At 36.9% G+C, this 16,593-nt stretch carries 16 protein-coding genes; 3 read left to right on the top strand and 13 right to left on the bottom strand.

Annotation, left to right across the window (positions count from 1 at the left end):
• Positions 1 to 53 precede the first annotated feature (53 nt).
• The 12 genes from fadH to R6U77_RS00545 form a co-directional block, all read right to left on the bottom strand.
• Positions 54 to 821 (bottom strand): 2,4-dienoyl-CoA reductase, encoded by a 768-nt coding sequence (gene fadH, locus R6U77_RS00490; RefSeq protein ID WP_319836986.1) that lies wholly within the window; start codon positions 819 to 821, stop codon positions 54 to 56.
• Positions 822 to 990: 169 nt separating this feature from the next.
• Positions 991 to 2,634 (bottom strand): putative bifunctional diguanylate cyclase/phosphodiesterase, encoded by a 1,644-nt coding sequence (locus R6U77_RS00495; RefSeq protein ID WP_319836987.1) that lies wholly within the window; start codon positions 2,632 to 2,634, stop codon positions 991 to 993.
• 42 nt (positions 2,635 to 2,676) lie between these two features.
• Entirely contained in the window at positions 2,677 to 4,848 is a 2,172-nt protein-coding gene (locus tag R6U77_RS00500) for an RNA degradosome polyphosphate kinase (RefSeq protein WP_319836988.1), read from the bottom strand.
• A complete protein-coding gene (locus R6U77_RS00505) occupies positions 4,848 to 6,392 on the bottom strand; it encodes a Ppx/GppA family phosphatase (RefSeq protein WP_319836989.1) in 1,545 nt (514 codons plus the stop codon). Before R6U77_RS00505 ends, R6U77_RS00500 begins: the two co-directional genes overlap by 1 nt.
• A gap of 168 nt (positions 6,393 to 6,560) precedes the next feature.
• Positions 6,561 to 7,463 (bottom strand): chemotaxis protein, encoded by a 903-nt coding sequence (locus R6U77_RS00510; RefSeq protein ID WP_293922326.1) that lies wholly within the window; start codon positions 7,461 to 7,463, stop codon positions 6,561 to 6,563.
• A gap of 205 nt (positions 7,464 to 7,668) precedes the next feature.
• Positions 7,669 to 9,054: a GntP family permease gene (locus R6U77_RS00515; RefSeq protein WP_319836990.1), complete on the bottom strand. Its 1,386-nt coding sequence runs from the start codon at positions 9,052 to 9,054 to the stop codon at positions 7,669 to 7,671.
• Between the two features lie 77 nt (positions 9,055 to 9,131).
• Entirely contained in the window at positions 9,132 to 10,145 is a 1,014-nt protein-coding gene (pdxA, locus tag R6U77_RS00520) for a 4-hydroxythreonine-4-phosphate dehydrogenase PdxA (RefSeq protein ID WP_319836991.1), read from the bottom strand.
• Positions 10,146 to 10,148: 3 nt separating this feature from the next.
• Entirely contained in the window at positions 10,149 to 11,465 is a 1,317-nt protein-coding gene (locus R6U77_RS00525; protein WP_319836992.1) for a four-carbon acid sugar kinase family protein, read from the bottom strand.
• Complete coding sequence (locus R6U77_RS00530) at positions 11,462 to 12,235, bottom strand: DeoR/GlpR family DNA-binding transcription regulator (protein ID WP_319836993.1); 774 nt, start codon at positions 12,233 to 12,235, stop codon at positions 11,462 to 11,464. Before R6U77_RS00530 ends, R6U77_RS00525 begins: the two co-directional genes overlap by 4 nt.
• A 160-nt stretch (positions 12,236 to 12,395) precedes the next feature.
• Positions 12,396 to 13,259, bottom strand: coding sequence for an NAD(P)-dependent oxidoreductase (locus R6U77_RS00535; protein WP_319836994.1), 864 nt, complete (start codon positions 13,257 to 13,259; stop codon positions 12,396 to 12,398).
• 203 nt (positions 13,260 to 13,462) lie between these two features.
• Positions 13,463 to 13,642 carry an aspartyl-phosphate phosphatase Spo0E family protein gene (locus R6U77_RS00540; RefSeq protein ID WP_293922315.1) on the bottom strand — a complete coding sequence of 60 codons (180 nt, stop codon included), beginning with the start codon at positions 13,640 to 13,642 and terminating at the stop codon, positions 13,463 to 13,465.
• Between the two features lie 36 nt (positions 13,643 to 13,678).
• A complete protein-coding gene (locus R6U77_RS00545; RefSeq protein WP_293922313.1) occupies positions 13,679 to 13,867 on the bottom strand; it encodes a hypothetical protein in 189 nt (62 codons plus the stop codon).
• Positions 13,868 to 14,147: 280 nt separating this feature from the next.
• Between R6U77_RS00545 and R6U77_RS00550 the strand changes: the two genes are divergently transcribed.
• From R6U77_RS00550 to R6U77_RS00560, 3 genes are all read left to right on the top strand, one after another.
• Positions 14,148 to 14,324, top strand: coding sequence for a YkvS family protein (locus tag R6U77_RS00550; protein ID WP_293922311.1), 177 nt, complete (start codon positions 14,148 to 14,150; stop codon positions 14,322 to 14,324).
• A gap of 228 nt (positions 14,325 to 14,552) precedes the next feature.
• Positions 14,553 to 15,164, top strand: a complete 612-nt coding sequence (locus R6U77_RS00555; RefSeq protein ID WP_319836995.1) for a CPBP family intramembrane glutamic endopeptidase — start codon at positions 14,553 to 14,555, stop codon at positions 15,162 to 15,164.
• A gap of 64 nt (positions 15,165 to 15,228) precedes the next feature.
• Complete coding sequence (locus R6U77_RS00560) at positions 15,229 to 15,915, top strand: hypothetical protein (RefSeq protein ID WP_319836996.1); 687 nt, start codon at positions 15,229 to 15,231, stop codon at positions 15,913 to 15,915.
• A 201-nt stretch (positions 15,916 to 16,116) separates the two neighbouring features.
• Here the strand turns inward: R6U77_RS00560 and R6U77_RS00565 are convergent, their stop codons facing one another.
• Positions 16,117 to 16,563 (bottom strand): MarR family winged helix-turn-helix transcriptional regulator, encoded by a 447-nt coding sequence (locus R6U77_RS00565; protein ID WP_293922303.1) that lies wholly within the window; start codon positions 16,561 to 16,563, stop codon positions 16,117 to 16,119.
• Positions 16,564 to 16,593: the final 30 nt, after the last annotated feature.

The following is a 16,593-nucleotide window of genomic DNA, read 5'->3' on the forward strand; positions in this document are numbered from 1 at the left end:
ACACCCCTTTCGTTTTTTGTTAGTATGCGCTACTCCAGCTAAAATCTATTCAGCTAAAATGGAAATTGATTTAACCATGCACCGCCATCTAGTGTTACACATTCACCGTTCATATACCCAGCTTTATCCGATAAAATAAACGTTGCTAAATTGGCAATTTCTTCTGGTGTGCCAAGACGTTTTAACGGAACGGATTCAATTGTACGACATGCTTGCTCCTCTGATTCCCATAGCTTATCTGCTCCGCCTGTTCGCTCAATCGGTCCTGGTGCAATGGCATTGACACGAATTCCGTACTGTCCACCCCATTCAACGGCTAATGAGCGTGTTAACGATAAGACGCCTGCTTTTGCTGCTGCTGAATGAACAACACCTGCACCTGCTCCCCAAGCATATGTCGCAACCATATTTAAAATGGAGCCTTTTATATTATTTTCAATCCAGTAGCGCCCTAGCTCTGACGAACAATAAAACGTACCGTTTAAGACGATATCGATAACCGCTTTCCAGCCGTTTGGTGATAATTGCTCTGCTCGAACTAAAAAATTACCTGCTGCATTGTTAACAAGTCCATCCACTTGTCCAAACTTCTCAACGGCAAAAGCAAGCATCGCTTTTACATGCTCAGGCTCACGTACATCCATTTGAAATGTTTCGATTGCCTCACCATATATGGCAATTTCCTCCTTTGCTTTTGCTAATCGCTCTACATCACGCCCTGTGATCACGACATTTGCCCCTTCTTGTACAAATTGCTTCGCCATTGCAAGCCCCATCCCACTAGAGCCACCTGTAATGATCATTGTTTTTTGCTGCAACATAGAAAATCCCCCTTATAATGAATAGTGATTCATTTTTAAAGCATAGTGAAACCTTTATCATCTATACTTACTTATTATATTACTATGAACCAAAATAAAAATACACAATAAAGAAGGTATATATAGGGATTAAGGCTGAGCGAAAAGAAAAATCTTTTCACACAGCCCTTTAATGAAAGTATTGCTCCACAATTTGCTTTGCAGGTAGCGGGCGATTATATAAATAGCCCTGTACCTTTTGACAGTTATTTTCCCTTAAAAATTGCTCTTGTCCACTTTCCTCAACACCTTCTGCAATCACTTCTAATCCTAGGTTTTGAGCAAGCAAAATAATCGTTTCAACAATCGCTTTGTTTTTCTGATCCTTTTCGATATCTACAATAAAGGATTGATCAATTTTAATAATATCAATCGGATATTCCTTTAAATAGCTAAGCGATGAATAGCCTGTACCAAAATCATCTACTGATACATAAACACCAATTTCCTTTAAGCGCTTTAAAATAGATGTCGTTTCATGCAAATCTGTCATAGAGCTCTCTGTAATTTCTAGCTCCAAATATTTTGGCTCAATAGCATATTCTTTCAATAAAGCTGAAATACGTTTTACAAAGCTCTTTTGCTTAAACTGCTTTGGTGATATATTGACTGCTACCCGTACAGGCTTGAATCCACATTCTCGCCACTCTTTTTGATATTGACAAACACGCTCTAGCACCCATTCACCGATGCTAATAATTAAGCCTGAGGATTCGGCAATCGGAATAAACTGTGCTGGTGACACCATGCCAAATTTACGATTTTCCCAGCGTATTAATGCCTCAAAGCTGTCTATTTTATTTGTTTCTAAATTAACCTGTGGCTGAAAATAAATCATTAGCTCATTTAACTCAATCGCTCTGTGTAAATGTGCCTCCATTAAGGCTTCATTCGGGAAATAATGATTAAGCTCCTCACGATAATAGCAATAATGTCCTCTGCCATTATTTTTCATATAAAATAACGCTTGATCTGCTTGATGGAGCAAGGTATCTAAATCTCTATCCACAGTTTTTGCTATAGCAATTCCAATGGAAGCCGTCACAAAATATTCTTGTTCATCGACGATAAATGGTTCTTGCAAGCTTTGCAAAATGTTATAGGCAATCGTTTCTACTTCACTCAGCTCTTCATAATTGAAAATAATGACGAACTCATCTCCATTATGTCGAAATACTTCACAATATTCGCTGCGCAAGCTTTTAAATCTTTCACTTACTTCAAATAATAGTTGATCAGAACGTTGCTTTCCTAAGGATTCGTTAAATTTTTTAAAGCGATCTAAATCCACGAGTAATAATGCAACATTGGATGTTTTTTCGAAACGTTCCTCATCTGTCCATTGCTTATTTAATGCTCTACGATTATAAAGCTCTGTTAATTCATCATAGTAGGCTGAGCCAATCATATGCAAGCCTTGCTCGTCCATCATTGGTGATGCAATTAAAGAACGTATAATGACAACTACATATTCCTCACCTTGCTCCACAATTGTTTGTAAAACGACAGCTATATCCACATCGTCCAATTTCATTCTTTTAATTTCTTGATCATTTTGTGAAATGAATTGCTGCATTTCAAACCAATTAATTTGATGAAAAAACTGTTCTGCATCCATTTCTTCTTCGAATAAGCAATTAAATAAACGCAGTGCCTTACAATTTGCATGTTGAACAATATATTTTTGTTCAACATGCTTTAAAACAACAACTGCATCAAATGGATTTAGCTGAATAACTTTTTCGAATAAATTGTTTACATTATGTTGTATCATGTTGTTATCGAATCCTCCAGACAACTATTATTGCGCGCTTGCCTATTCGTCAAGTTTCACTGTACCAATCGCCTCTTTTAAAAACGATTCCTGACTGTTAATACGTTCTACGCTCGTATGTCCCTCTTTATAATGATATTTCCCATTCGCATCTTGAATACGTGCCTTTTGATTATCGCTTAATTGTAAATCCATAATATCCATAATACGCTGTTTAATATCAAGCGAATAGATTGGGAATAAAATCTCTACACGATTAACCATATTGCGGGTCATCATGTCTGCCGATGATAAAAATAGCTTATTTGCTCCATTATGATGGAACCAGAAAATACGTGAATGCTCTAAAAAGCGTCCCACAATGCTCGTTACACAAATATTTTCACTCACACCTTTAATACCTGGTCGCAAGCAGCAAATACCTCGAATAATTAACTCTATTTTGACACCTGCTATTGAAGCTTCGTATAGCTTTAACATTAAATCCTTGTCTGTTAATGAGTTCATTTTTGCTTTTATAAAGCCATTCCCATGCTCTTTATGACAACGAATTTCTTCATCAATTAATTGAATAAATTCATCGCGAATATCGTAGGGTGATACGACTAGATGATTGAATTTTGGCTTCTCTGTATAACCGCTCAAATAATTGAAGAAGTTTGTTGCATCTATGCCAAAATCTTTATTCGATGTGATAATGGCCATATCGGTATATATTTTAGCTGTCGCATCATTATAGTTTCCTGTTCCTAAATGCACAAAGCGCTCAATTTTTCCAGCTCTTCTTCGAACAACTAGCGTAATTTTAGAATGTGTCTTCAAGTTGTTCATTCCATAAATCACTAAGCAGCCTGCTTGTTCAAGAAGCTTTGCCCAATGTACATTGTTTTCCTCATCAAAACGCGCTTTTAATTCCACTAAAACAGTCACCTGCTTGCCGTTTTCCGCCGCCTGCTTCAACGCTTGAATAATTGGCGAATTTCCACTTACCCGGTATAGCGTTTGCTTAATTGCTAGGACAGATGGGTCATTGGCTGCTTCCATAATAAAGTCCACAATCGGCACGAATGATTCGTATGGATGATGGAAAAATAAATCTTGCACTAATGCTTTTTCGAATAAATTTTCATCCGAGCTTAAATCTTGCGGCGGCTGTGGGATAAAGCTCTCATACATTAGATGCTCAAGCCCTGGAGAAATTGCCTTCACAAAGGGGAACATAAATGTTAAATCAAGCGGTCCATCAATTTTAAATACATCAGACTCTTCAATTTCGAATTCCTCTAATAAATATTCAAGCACATCGTCGTTCATTTCTCCATCACGTACTTCAAGACGGCTACCAACGCCCCATTTGCGCTTTTTCAGCTCTTTTTCAATTTCTACTAATAAGTCCTGTGCACCTTCCTCATGAATTGTTAAATCTGCATTGCGCGTTAGGCGAAAGGCTTGTGAAGATTTCACTTTATAGCCGAAAAATAGCTTATCAATGTGACTTGTAATGACATCTTCTAGCAACACATAAACCGTTTCATCATTATGACTAGGTACTTTAATAACGCGCTCTAACACTGATGGTACTTGTACTATCGCTACTTTATCTACATTTTCAAGCTCTACATCTGTATTGCTCTCTAGCATCACAAGCAAGTTTTGCGTCCCACCTAATAAAGTTGGAAATGGGCGATACGCATCTACAGCGATAGGTGTCAAAACAGGGAAAATCGTTTCTTCAAATAATTCATTAATATATTTCTTTTGCTCTGCTGTTAGTAGCTTTAAATCACGAATAAAGACATTTTCTTGTGATAGTAGGTCATCAATCAAGTAGCGATATATTTCCATTTGTCGACGCACCAATGCCTGTGTGCGCTCAGCAATTTTGGTTAGCTGTTCCTTAGGTGTTAAGCCCGATTTATTTTCTGCTTTATGGAAGCCTGCTCTTACTTGATCCTGTAATCCAGCTACACGCACCATAAAAAACTCATCTAAATTCGAGCTGAAAATAGCCAAAAATTTTAAGCGCTCTAATAATGGGTTATTCGTATCTTCCGCCTCTTCTAATACACGCTCATTAAAAGCTAGCCAGCTTAACTCTCTGTTATTATAATATTGAGGCTTGCTAATTTCCTCAAGCAAAGTTTCTTTCGATAATGTAGTATTGACATTTTCAAGATTATTATTCATTTCATTTGCGCTAATATTTGTTGACATTATTCATCCCGTCCTTCTACTTCAAATTTAATCATTAAATTACGTTTAAATAGGCGCTCAAGATGCTTTTTTTGTCTGTTTGCTTGATATTCCTCCGCAACAGCATTTCGCTCTGTTGTGACAATCGCTACAATTTCCTCTCCCATTCTTTCCAATGTTATTTTGCGCACGATATTTCTTTTTGAAATGTTTAATCCGTAAATGAATTTCAGCAATGCGCCAAAATCTCGTAAAGCCTTTTGCTCTTCCTTGGAAAACCATGCTGTAAATGGCTGTATAAAGCGTTCAAAATACTCCTTATTTTTATAGGAGGCTAAAAGCGCTATTTTAATACGTTCGATTTGTGTAATTCCTGGAATCGATTGATTTGAAATTAAGTAAAACGTATGCTGACTTGCTGAATCTAGCTCAATATACTCCCCAATCGCATAAAGCTTCGCTGCTCGTGTAATAAGCTCTAAATGCTCCTCATTGGAATGAAATAATTCTAAAAGACAGGCTTCTCGATATAATTGTTCTGCTAAGCTGCTGAGTGTTAAGGCCTCCTCTTCAGAGCGCCCATATTCAAAGGCGATACGTCGTGCGTTAATATTAAATACATTATATTTATCAAATGCAGTTGAATTGCTTCCCGCAATTCGATTAATAATTAAGCCTTCACGTAGTCCTTTTTTACTTAGCTGAAAATGCTTTGAGCTCACTACATCCATTAATGCCGCAAATGCTTCAAGCGCTAAGACAATAATATCTGCACGGTCCGCTGATAAACCGTTTAATTGTTTCAACTGTTCAAAGCTCATGCCGCCAAGCTCTAGCTTTAATGTGTCAATATTCTGTTTAGTTAGCTCGTAATGGTGTACGTCTGAGATTGGATAGCCAATTTGTTGCTGATGCACTTGCCCAATATTACGTGCACTTCCCCCAATACCAATAACAGGTAGATTCGTATCGACTATCCATGGTAGCGACATAAATTGCTCACGCAGAAAGCTGCGTAATTTATGTTTTTCGTCTTCTGTAATCGTTGTATTATTGACATAGTTTTGCTTAAGAGATACCGTTCCAAATGGAAAACTATGCGTTTTTAGTAGCTTTTTATTTTTAAACAACGTAATTTCTGTTGAACCGCCACCGATATCAATTGTAATAGCTGATGGCGTAACCATTGAATTTACTACAGCTACAAAGCCAAAGTATGCTTCCTCTTCCTCTGTTAAAATATCAAGGGTCATCCCAAGCTCTCGCTGCATACGTTCAACAATTTCAGCATTATTTGTTGCTTGGCGAACAGCTGCTGTTGCAGCAATTTTAATATCTGTCACCTCATAGTCCTCTAATATTTGCTTAAATGACGCTAATAAATCTTGCAATAGTTGAATGCCCTCTTCAGACATCTCACCGTTTGGTAAAAGATATGTACGTAGACGCGCCACTTTTTTCATATTTCCAAACTCTCGCAAGCCTTCATTTTTGCTGTAGCGATACATAACGAGACGGACAGTATTTGAGCCGATATCAATAATCGCTGTTTTCATATCTTTCATACTTTTTGCTCCTTTTCGTTCTCTTTATTCAGCCTAGCCAACGTATTTACTACTTATCCGTCACTTGCCTTTTACGTCTCGACATCATTACTAATCCAACTCAAAAAGTCGGAATACCTATTCGTAAGCATCCGACTTTTCATTTACATATGATTGGATAGGTGCTTACTACAAAATAAATTGATCTACGCGTAAAATAAGCTCTGCGATTTCTGGTTTTGAAATTTGATCCTCCGCACCAACTTGATCTCCTTTATGTCGCAAATCATCTGTAATTAAGCTTGAGAATATGATAACAGGTAATATTTTCAAATCAGGATTTGTTTTAATTCGCTTCGTTAAATGGTGACCATCCATCTGTGGCATTTCAATATCTGTAATAACAAGCTGAACATGCTCTTCGATATTTCCACCAGCTTTCGCTAATGCTTCTAAATAATTTAAAGCATCTTGACCATTTTCAAAGAAGTCAATATTATCATAGCCTGCTTCATGCATCGTATCATGTAACAGCTTGCGCAATAATGGCGAGTCTTCGGCAATGATAATTTTTTTCTCAGAGCGCTCACGCTTCCCTAATTTTTTGACAGATTCTACACTAATTCCTGAATCTGGGTTAATATCAACCATAATTTTTTCGAAGTCAAGCAAAAGTATCATTTCTTCGTTATGTTTAATAACACCGATAACCTGTGATACACCACCTTGATACATATCAGAAGGCTTTTCAATTTGATTCCATGAAATACGGTGAATTTGTGTAACATTGTCCACATGGAATACAACACGCTGCTTATTAAATTCTGCAACGATATACTTTTGCTGTGGACCATGCTGTAAATGATTAAGTCCTAATACTTTCAACATATCAACAACGGGCAAAACCTCTCCACGTAGCTGAATGATTCCTTCTACATGTGGATGCACATGTGGGATAAATGTCACAGGAATTGGCTGAATAATTTCTTTGACTTTAATTACGTTAATACCAAATTTATTATTAGCTACTTCAAATTCTACGATCTCTAATTCATTAGTACCACTTTCTAATAAAATACCTTTATGATCCAAGGTTACTCGCCCCTCTCTTAAAGCCCCATTTTTTATATACCAATTGTATCACAGCGCAACTATTTGGCATATCACCGTTTTAAAATTTTTACAATTGTCATACTTCTATCTACTAGATAAAATAAAGCCCGAACACTCGTAGCGAAATTTTATAAAAATCCGCTACAGGTGTTCGAGCTTTCAATATTGATAGAAATTTATTTCTCTACATAAATACATTAGCTACTAATAGGACAATTAGCCCTGTAAACCACATTAACGTCGTTGGCACTGACCATACTAAAATTTGCTCCTTAACATTGGTAATGCCTGACATACGATTTACTACCCAGAATAAGCTATCATTAAAGTATGAGAAGACAAGTGCTCCCATCGCAGCTGCTTGTGCAGCTAACGCCATATTGACATCCATTTGCGATAAAATTGGTGCTGAAATGGATGCAGCCGTAATCATCGCTACTGTACCACTACCTTGAACAAGTCGTACTAATGTCGCTACGAAGAATGGAATTAAAAATGCTGGTAACGGCAATTCAGCAATCATGTTTGCAATATAATCACCCGCACCATTTTCACGTAAGACGAAGCCTAATGCGCCACCAGCACCTGTTACAAGAAGAATAATCCCTGCTGACTGAATGCCTTCCTCCATGCGCTCAAGTGTTTCACCACGTGGCATTTTTCTTGCCAACCCGTAAATGGCAAACAATAAACCGATTGCTACCGCAATAATTGGTTTTCCTAAGAAAATTAAAATTCCATAAAAACCTTCCTGTAAATCTAAAGCAACTAAAGTCGTATTTAAGAAAATTAAAATAATTGGCACTAAAATTGGCAGTAAAGATAACATTAAAGAAGGTAATGCTTTGTCATTTTCTCGCTTATCCATCGCATCGCTTAAATCTGAATAACCTACTTTTTCTGTTGGACGAACAAAGCCAGTTTCTGAGTTTTCATCAGGCAATTGATAAATTTTATTGCCTAACCATTTCGCATATAAAATACCGACAATCATTAATGGAATACCGAATAATAAACCGAGACCAATCATAATCCCCATGTCAACGCCAAAAATACCTGCTACGCCTAAAGGACCTGGAGTTGGTGGTACAAGGGAATGCGTAATAACAAGCCCTGATGCTAATGCGACACCAATTGCTACAACGGATTTACCTGTTTTTTTCGATAATGATTTCACTAATGGATTTAAAATAACAAACGCAGAATCAACAAATATCGGAATTGATACAATAAAGCCTGCAATCCCCATTGCCCATTCTTCTTTTCTTTTCCCAACAAAGCGAATTAATGCATAGGCTAAGGTTTCTGCGGCACCTGATACTTCTAGTATTCTTCCCATCATAACGCCTAACCCAATAATAATACCGACAGAAGCTAATGTACTACCAAAGCCTGCTGAAATTGTATCGGCTACAGCGGCTGGCGCCATTCCTCCCACAATACCAGCTATTGATGCAGCAATAAGCAATGCTAAAAATGCGTGAACTTTTGTTTTCAAAACTAATAAAATTAAAACGATAACTCCTAGTATAAGCCCAGCCATTAATTGCGTACCTGATACTGTATCCATCTCTTTTCCCCCTTGAATGTAAGTGTTTTCATTTTAATGGTAAAACGGACTGCCGGGAGAAGTTCCCGACAGTAATTTTATAAGCTATTTTTTGTGAAATTCGGTGCATATTGTGCCGCAACTTTAATACATTCTTCCATGCTAACACTTTCTGCAATGTTTTTCCCTGCGATATCAAATGCTGTCCCGTGGTCAACAGATGTACGTAGGAATGGCAAGCCATTTGTAATCGAAATGGTACGATGGAAATCCGTCATTTTTGCTGCGATATGTCCTTGGTCATGGTAAAGCGATAATACCGCATCGTATTTGCCATTTAGCGCTTGGAAGAAGACAGAGTCTGCTGGTACAGGACCTACTGCATCAATTCCTTCTGCTACAGCTAATTCAATACCTGGTTTAATTTCTTTTACTTCTTCCCAGCCGAATAAGCCGTTTTCACCACTATGTGGGTTTAAGCCTGCTACCGCAAAATGACGACGTTCTACCCCAAGTCGTTGTAGCGCTTTATCACAACGTACTAAATAATCACGCACACGCTCTTTTGTCATCGCATCAATTGCATCCTTCAATGATAAGTGGCGCGTTAAGAAGAAAATGCGCATACCTCTTACTTCAAACATTGTTAATGGGTCTTCTGAGCCTGCTAAATCTTCCAGCATTTCTGTATGCCCAATATAGGGCACTTTTGCAGCCTTTAAAGATTCTTTATTAATCGGTGTTGTCGCAATTGCTTGTACGTCACCCGCCATTGCAAGCTCCACTGATTTTTTAATATATTCAAATGCACCTTGCCCACATTGTGCAGACACTTCACCATACTGTAATTCATTGATATTGATATTGTTTAAATTAATAACGTCCACTGTACCTAGCTCATATTTACCTTCAGCAGGTGTCGTTACTTCATTAATAGTTAAATTTGCACCTACGATTTCAATCGCTTTTTTTAGCACAGCTGCATCACCGATTACTAATGGTTTACATACATCATAAATTTCAGCCTTTGCTAAAGATTTCATCGTAATTTCTGGTCCAATCCCTGCTGGATCTCCCATCGGAATGCCAATAATTGCTCTTTCTTGTGTCATAATTTATTCCTCCTCAATCTTGTTTTGATGTCCATTTGCTGCCATCATCATTAAATGGCGAACACTTGTATAAATCGCTTTTTTATCACCAGCCATACCACCCTTTGTCACGAGTGGAATGCCATCAAAGTAACCACCAATAAATTCTCCATATGCAACGAGCGGTTGAATTTCATCATGTAGTTTAATTCCTTCTACATGACCTAACGAACAAATAGATGCCGTAACATCGCCACCGCTTGAGAAGCAGCCCCCAATTTCAAATTCGCTTTGTTCAATAACAAGTCTTGTAATTTTTCCGAGCCCATCTGCAATGCGCTTAGCTAAAAACTCCTGCTTCATATTTTGCTGCTCAGCGATTTCTTTTAAATCAAGAGGCTCAGAGCCAGGGATATATGTTGTAATAATCAATATTTCTTGCTGCTTCATTTCCTCTAATACTGCTTCAACAACTCGTTGTACTTCCTGCTCCCACATGTCTGTGCTTGCTGTTAGCTTAGCTGTTTCAACGTAAATTGGATGCGCATTCGTCTTTTCCATTAAATAATGTAGCTGATTGGCACTATTTGCCGTTACGCTACCGACCGTTACAAGTATTTTTTTATTGGATAATGCCTGGCTAAAATATGCTCTTGAAAAAGCTGCTGTTAGTGGCCCTGGGTCACATGGAATCATTTTCTGTTCCTTCAATGCTGCCATTGCATTGGCAATTACTTCAATATCTTCGTTTGTTACAGCATCTACAACGACAATGCGAGTACCTGCCTGTATTTGTTGCTTGAAAGCTCGTGCAACCTCTTGCTCGCCTGCTAGTACAACTTCCAAGCCGATATGTGCAACATGATATTCGCTTTGTCCTTGTACAATCGCAGGGACATAGGATTTTGTTAATGGAGCGACAGGGTCCCTTGCTACATCTGTCGATTGTAAAGGTACACCATTCACTAATAAATACCCACCTGAAACGACGCGATCTGAATCGGGAAATGATGGTACAACAACGGCTATTGCGGTTTCGCCCAGTTTATTTAATATTGTATCGATTTCGATGCCAATATTGCCACGCACTGTACTATCAATTCGTTTACAAACAACTTCCACTCCCCAAGCAGATAAATTATCTAGCACTTTAGCAACTCTCATTTGCGCAACATCGCTTTTCGCATAGCGACTATCTGTATCTACACATACCGAGGCTTGTGCAGCAGTTGGGGCTTGATTGTAATGCACCATTGTCGATGTTTGAAATCCCGATTTTGTCAATCTAACACCTGTTGCATTTGCACCCGTTAAATCATCTGCAATCACACCTATTTTCATAGCTCATCGCCTCCCTCCGCAATAATGACACGACATGTTTCTCTTAATTTTTCAATATAGTGTGTAGGCACACCATCATCCGTAATAATGCCATCTATTTGAGATAAATCGCATACTTTAGCAAGTGATTTTTGATCAAATTTGCTTGAATCTGCTACGAGCAATGTGGTTTCTGCACACTCAATCATCAATTGCTTCATGGAAGCCTTTTCAAATGTTGGCGCTGTGCTTCCTGCCTCCATGTGCACAGCATGAGAGCCAAGGAAAAATTGATCGACATGAATATTTTTTAATATTTGCTCTGTCAATGGTCCAAAAATTGCTCCTGTATTATTTTGTAATTCACCACCAGTGACAATCACTTTAATGTCTGAATCCATTAATTCAACAGCAATGCGAATATCATTTGTTAAAACAGTTAAATGCCGCTTGTCCTTTAATCGTTTAGCAATTTCTAAATTTGTTGTGCCTGAATCAAGTAAAATCGTCGAATGATCTTTTATATATTGCACAGCGGTTTGGGCAATTTTCCTTTTTTGATAGCTGTGCTTCGTTTCCTTAATTTGAAACGAAACTTCATTTACAAGCGGCTGATTTAATACCGCCCCACCATGTGTACGGATAATTTTTTCTTCCGCCTCTAAAATATTTAAATCTCTGCGAATCGTCATCGCTGAAACATTTAACGTTTCTACTAACTTCTCAATTTCTATTTTTTCATTTATCGTAAGCTGTTCTAAAATAAGCTCTCTTCGATCTTTTGGTTGCATAAAAGCACTCCTTCCGATAATTTCGAACAACTAATAATCATATTATGTTCGTTTTTAACATGAAAAGCAATCATTTTTTGTTCGTTTCAAACAAAAAATTCAATTATTAAAGAAAAAAGTGTAGGAGAAGTAGATGATTCCTACTTTCCTACACTGCTCTTTAACGCTCGTAATATTTAATTAAGGCTTGTGTGCCTTTTTCTCCATAGCCTTCTGTTAATAAAATATCATACATGCTTTTTGCTAGCTTTAAACCTGGCAATTGTAAATTCATTTGCTGCGCCTCATCTAAAGCAATTTTCATATCTTTAATAAAATGCTTAATATAAAACCCTGGCTCTAAATCTTGCTTTAATATACGCGGCGCTAAATTCGACAACGACCATGAACCTGCTGCGCCCGATGAAATAGATATCAATACATCCTCCATCGTTAGCCCTGCCTTTAAGCCGTAAATGATAGCCTCACATGTACCAATCATCCCACCTGCAATCGCAATTTGATTACACATTTTTGTATGCTGCCCTGCACCTGCCTGTCCTTGGTACACGATATTCGCTCCAAATAGCTCAAAAATTGGTCGAACGGATGCTACAATTGCCTCATCCCCACCAATCATAATTGATAACGTGCCATTTTGTGCCCCAATATCGCCACCTGATACTGGCGCATCAATGCTATGTACCCCTTTTTCCAAAGCTAATGTATAAAGCTTTTTTGCTAATGATGGTTCAGAAGTTGTCATATCGACTATAGTTGCGCCACTTTTGGCTGTGGATAAGATTCCATTTTCCCCACAATATACTTGTTCCACATCTTGTGGGTAGCCAACCATCGTAAAAATAAGCTCTTTATTTCTTGCTGCCTCTGCTGGAGAGTCGGCCCACTTTGCACCAAGCTCTAGTAAAGGTAATGCTTTTACTTTTGTTCTTGAATAAATTGTTACATCATGCTCCGCCTTTAATAAATGCTTTACAATACTTGCACCCATAACGCCTGTTCCAATAAATGCGATTGTCGTCATCGTCCATTCCTCCTCATTTTGTATAAAAGTTTTAAGCTACTTTATTGTAAGTAAAAAATAAGAATTATTATAGTAGCTAAACAAAAAAAGAGTAGAAGCTTTAGTTTGCTTCTACTCCAAAAGGGGGAAATGAGAATGTTGCTGTGTTCATTCATATTATTCCCACGATTTTATGAGCTTAAACATATTTTTTAAATATTTTTTTAATTCATAAATTGATCATTTATTTTATTCTGTTGCTTTTGTTCCTCATATTTGTTCATCAATCGATCTAGTTGTTTACTCAAGCGAATTGTCTTGGCATTTCGCAGTCCGTTTTCGATTCCTGAACGAATCATTAATTCTCTCGTACGTTCAAGCTGCTTCAAAATACCATCGTCCACTTTTGTCCCCCCTCGTCATCGATACAAATAATTTACTTATGTTCGAGCAATATCTAAATAGGTAAATACAATATTTCCACCTTGCTTTGCTTCTCCTCGGAAATGCTTAAAGTCAGGCTCATTTACTAAAATTTGACGAAATGCTAAAAATTCATCTTTTTCAATTTCTATTGATTGTACCTCTCTATTTCGCAAATCCTCTATCTTTTTTCTATATAATTCCATAAAAAAATCATATCTCCTTCTAAACACATACTTCTTTATTTAAAATGAATTACCTAAAATTTCATCATTCAAGTTTACTTCATCATTTTATTTTGAATTCAAAATGACTTTTTTGTTATTATACAATATTTGTCTTCAAAATACATCACTAATTAAACATTTTAGTAAAATAATCCAAAACCATATCCGTATAATTGATTTATACGCTATTAATATGTTATTCTTACAACAGTTATGGTAATGACATTAATTATGAAGTCATTAAAGGAGTTGACTGCCTGTGAAAATTGCCGAAGTTGGAAATATTATCGAGTTTAAAGATGGCTTACAAGGTGTTGTTGAAAAGGTAAATGAGAATTCGGTTATCGTTGACTTAACCATTATGGAGAATTTCACTGACCTAGAAATAGAAGAAAAAACAGTCGTTAACCATAAACGTTATAAAATTTTATCTTGATTTAGCTGCAATAACAATGCATAATTTTTACCACAATTTTAAAAATTGTGCTATTTTAAATGTCATAGGATTTGCTATAAGCTAGCTTTTCAAGCATTACTAACACTATAATATGGCATTACTTACAATTATTATACAATATAATTTAGAAAAATGTCCTTTCATTATAAAATTGATGATGAAAGGGCATTTTTTTGTTAGTATTACGTTAGGGGGTTGATACATTTTATGAAATTCGTTAAACAAGCTCCAATACTGTTGCTTTCTTTAATTTTCATGTATGCAATGCTATTTTATACATTTTCTGAAAAAGCGATTTTCTGGTACTTATACACATTTACTCTGCTAGTAGGCATTGCGATTTCACTCGTTACAGAAAAATTCGAAGATAGCTTACCGACATGGCAATATTTAATATTCGGTATTGGTTATGGAACCATCACATATGGAATTGTAAAAGTAGGCTATTTAATCCTTCCGTTTATAAGCCCAAATGCACCACAACAAATTGCGAACTTTTTAGCAAAATATGGCCCATCTACAGTTTGGCATTATTTACTGCTTATTTTTATTATCGTCGTAGGAGAAGAAATGTTTTGGCGTGGCTTCGTTCAACAGCAATTAAAACGCTTCGTTAAAAGCAGCTATGCAGTCCTTATTACAGCGCTTTTATTCTCCATTTCAGTTGCGATTAGCGGCTTTATACCAGGCGTAATAGCTGCCTTTGTTTCAGGTCTTTTATGGGGTGCTTTATATGAATGGAAAAAAAGCTTACCATTAATTATTGTCTCCCATGTAGTGTTTGTTTTATTATTATTTTTAGTTTTACCACTCACATAACTACTTTTTTGCAGGAAACTTATTTAAATTAGGTACGTCCTTATATTATAAGGAGGAATGTTAAATGAAAAAATATTTATTAATTCTCTCTATTTTAACTGCTCTATTATTAGCAGCATGTGGTACAGAATCACAAACTGAAGAACCATCTCCAACCGATGATTCCAATGGAGCTCCAGTAGAAAATCCTAGCGAGCAAGAGGAAACAGATGGAGATGATGCAGTAGAAGAAGAGGAAACAGAAGAAAATACAGAAGACCCAGCAACAGAGGAAAATCCAACAAACGATGTACAATCTATTACGTATAAATCAAATAATCAAGAAATAAAGGGTTCTACAACAAACACACAAAGCCCACAGCAAGATTATCATATCGATTTAATGGACGGGTTTACCATTACTGCTGAAGAGCCTGGTCGTGATGTTGTGATGGCTGACGTTGACCCAGATGTATCTATGCGTATTGAAGCATTCCCAAAAGCAGATATCGTATTTGAAGAGCTGTTAACAAATACAAGTGATATGGTCGAGGCCTCTCTCGCTGGGGAAGACTATAATGAATATGATTTATCATCTATTCAATTAGACGAGCAAATTACGAATATGCATACATTTTTTGTAGAATATGAAGGCGAAACGGTATTAACACTTTTATATGAAAGACCAGATAAATTTATTCGCTTAACTATTTTTGATAATGATGCTGATTTAAAAGATGCCCTTGTAAAAATGGGCCTAACAATTAAATAAAGAAAAGGGGCTGTCCAGAAAGTGAACTTTCTGAACAGCTCCGCTTTTTTACATAGTCAATTTTTGTTTAAAATTGTGCGCCTGTGGTGGTCACAATAGAGCTTTTCTTCGACGAGTATTGTCACATCCTCGTCGTAAAGGGGGCGTCCCAAAATGACTTTCGGACGCCCCCTTCTTTGTGCCTTAAACATACATATTCTCTTAATAGGATAGATCTTTCACAGATAAACCTAGCTTTTTTAACAGCTCAATTGCTTGTTCCTTTTCCTCAGAAGATAATGCACTAAGTAACTCATGTAAATGCTTTTCATGCTGTGGAAATATTTCTGCCATAAATTGTGCGCCTGCCTCAGTAATATCCGCATATGTCACACGGCGGTCTTCTGGACAAGATACACGCATTATGTAACCTCTTTTTTCAAGCTTATCAACTACATAGGTAATTGAGCCGCTTGCCAATAATATTTTATTGCCGATATGCTGTAAAGGCTGTCTTCCTTTGTGATAGAGAAGCTCTAATACTGCAAATTCAGTTGGATTTAATCCATTTTTTTGAAAAAACTGATTTGTTGTTTCATTAATTGCTTTATATGCACGTGACAGTACGATAAATAGCTTTAATGATTGTTTAATTTCTTCTGAAGCCATACAATCCATCCTTATCTAAAATCGATTACG

This window comes from Lysinibacillus louembei (assembly GCF_033880585.1).
Classification (GTDB): domain Bacteria; phylum Bacillota; class Bacilli; order Bacillales_A; family Planococcaceae; genus Metasolibacillus; species Metasolibacillus louembei.

What these genes read in the sequence shown, in the direction of transcription:
- fadH (WP_319836986.1), bottom strand. Translation starts at nt 821, where the DNA reads ATGTTGCAGCAAAAAACAATGATCATTACAGGTGGCTCTAGTGGGATG.
- R6U77_RS00495 (WP_319836987.1), bottom strand. Translation starts at nt 2,634, where the DNA reads ATGATACAACATAATGTAAACAATTTATTCGAAAAAGTTATTCAGCTA.
- R6U77_RS00500 (WP_319836988.1), bottom strand. Translation starts at nt 4,848, where the DNA reads ATGTCAACAAATATTAGCGCAAATGAAATGAATAATAATCTTGAAAAT.
- R6U77_RS00505 (WP_319836989.1), bottom strand. Translation starts at nt 6,392, where the DNA reads ATGAAAGATATGAAAACAGCGATTATTGATATCGGCTCAAATACTGTC.
- R6U77_RS00515 (WP_319836990.1), bottom strand. Translation starts at nt 9,054, where the DNA reads ATGGATACAGTATCAGGTACGCAATTAATGGCTGGGCTTATACTAGGA.
- pdxA (WP_319836991.1), bottom strand. Translation starts at nt 10,145, where the DNA reads ATGACACAAGAAAGAGCAATTATTGGCATTCCGATGGGAGATCCAGCA.
- R6U77_RS00525 (WP_319836992.1), bottom strand. Translation starts at nt 11,465, where the DNA reads ATGAAAATAGGTGTGATTGCAGATGATTTAACGGGTGCAAATGCAACA.
- R6U77_RS00530 (WP_319836993.1), bottom strand. Translation starts at nt 12,235, where the DNA reads ATGCAACCAAAAGATCGAAGAGAGCTTATTTTAGAACAGCTTACGATA.
- R6U77_RS00535 (WP_319836994.1), bottom strand. Translation starts at nt 13,259, where the DNA reads ATGACGACAATCGCATTTATTGGAACAGGCGTTATGGGTGCAAGTATT.
- R6U77_RS00545 (WP_293922313.1), bottom strand. Translation starts at nt 13,867, where the DNA reads ATGGAATTATATAGAAAAAAGATAGAGGATTTGCGAAATAGAGAGGTA.
- R6U77_RS00555 (WP_319836995.1), top strand. Translation starts at nt 14,553, where the DNA reads ATGAAATTCGTTAAACAAGCTCCAATACTGTTGCTTTCTTTAATTTTC.
- R6U77_RS00560 (WP_319836996.1), top strand. Translation starts at nt 15,229, where the DNA reads ATGAAAAAATATTTATTAATTCTCTCTATTTTAACTGCTCTATTATTA.
- R6U77_RS00565 (WP_293922303.1), bottom strand. Translation starts at nt 16,563, where the DNA reads ATGGCTTCAGAAGAAATTAAACAATCATTAAAGCTATTTATCGTACTG.